Here is a 1,517-nt window from a genome sequence, read left to right as displayed (position 1 = left end):
TGGCGGTCCGGCGCCGCTCCCGGTGCGCGCCGACGCCACGACGCTGCGCGAGGCACGGCTGAGCGTGGGCGGCACCACCACTCTGGACATGGGCGAGGGCCGGGTCACCGCCCGGATCGTGGGCCGAGTCGACTCACTGCCCGGACTGGGCCGCGGTCAGGGTCATCTGATCGCCGACCAGCGGCAGCTCGCCACCGCGATGACGATGGCCGGTGTCGACCAGGAGGATCCCGCGTTCTGGTGGCTCGGCAGCACCGACAGCGCCCGTACGGCCGCCGCTGTGGAGGCGCAGCCCGCGCTGGGCCGGGTCACCACCACGGCGCGTACCGCCGCGTCCCTCCAGGCCGACCCGTTCCGCGAGGGGCTGCGCCGGACCCTGGAACTGGTCCGCCATCTGGCCCCCGGTTTCGCGGTCGTCGCCTTCACCGTGCACGCGGTGGTCTGCACCCGGCAGCGGCGCAAGGAGTTCGCCCTGCTGCGGGCGATCGGCGTCCGTGCCAAGAGCCTGTCCGCGCTGCTGGGCGCCGAACAACTGAGTCTGGCGCTGTTCGCGGTGGTCCCGGGGGCGCTGATGGGCCTGGCCCTGGCGGCGGCGGTGCTGCCGCTGGTCACCGTGGACGACACCGGACAGGCCCCCTATCCGCCACTGCCGCAGATCATCCCCTGGGGCACCGTGGCGCTGACGGCGCTGGCGACCGCGCTGGCCATCAGCGCGGTCGTGCTGACACTGGCCCGACTGCTGTCCCGGGTGGACCTGGTGCGTGTGCTGCGAGCGGGGGAAGACCGTTGAGCCGTACCGCCGGACACGACCGCACGGAGCGGACGGTGACTCGGCCCGTGCGCACGGACGCGCCGGTGACGCGCCGTCTGATACGCAAGGAGACCCGAGGCGACCTGCCCCTGCTGGCCTGCCTCGCGGCGCTGGTCGTGGCACTGACGGCACTGTGCGCCTGGGCCCCCGCCTTCGCGGGCCGCCAGGAGGACCGGGCGCTACGGCAGCGGGTAGACGCCGCGCAGGCTCAGGCGCCCCTGATCAGCCTGAGCACCACACCGGAGGTCTTCCTCACCCAGCCGCCCGCCCTGGACATGGCCACCCTGCTGGGCGCGGGCCGCACCCTCACCAAGCAGCTCGGCGCCAAGGCCGCCCGGCACCTGGCCTTCACCGGCGGCGGCAGCTACGACTACGACCAGGCGGCCCTGCTCTCCCCGCGACCGCCCGGACCGGCGAACACCAGCACCCAGCTGACGGTCAGTTATCTGCCGTCCGCGCGGGCCCATCTGCGCTACGTCAGCGGCCATGCGCCGGCCGACCGCACACCGCTGGGCACCGCGCCCCAGATCGGGTTGTCGCAGACCACCGCGCGGGCGCTGGGCGTCCGCACCGGCAGCCGGCTGACCCTTGAGTTCGCCAAGACGCCCGGAGCGCAGAACGCACCGCCCCAGGCGCGGCTGCTGGTGAGCGGGGTCTACCGCACCACGGCCGCGGCCGACGGCTTCTGGACCGGCCGGGGGACCCT

General features: G+C 74.5%; 1 protein-coding gene and 1 pseudogene. Both read left to right on the top strand.

Annotated features, from left to right (window positions below; translation table 11 throughout):
• The coding region (locus R6V09_RS52925; RefSeq protein ID WP_317888525.1) for an FtsX-like permease family protein at window positions 1-790 on the top strand (790 nt) is incomplete at its 5' end.
• Between the two features lie 35 nt (window positions 791-825).
• Window positions 826-1,517 (top strand): annotated as a pseudogene (locus R6V09_RS52920) (hypothetical protein); the annotation flags it as partial.

It is taken from the genome of Streptomyces sp. W16, assembly GCF_033194735.1.
Taxonomy (GTDB): Bacteria; Actinomycetota; Actinomycetes; order Streptomycetales; family Streptomycetaceae; genus Streptomyces.
Note: the sequence above shows the minus strand (reverse complement) of the source record. Positions and strands in the feature narration are given on the sequence as shown.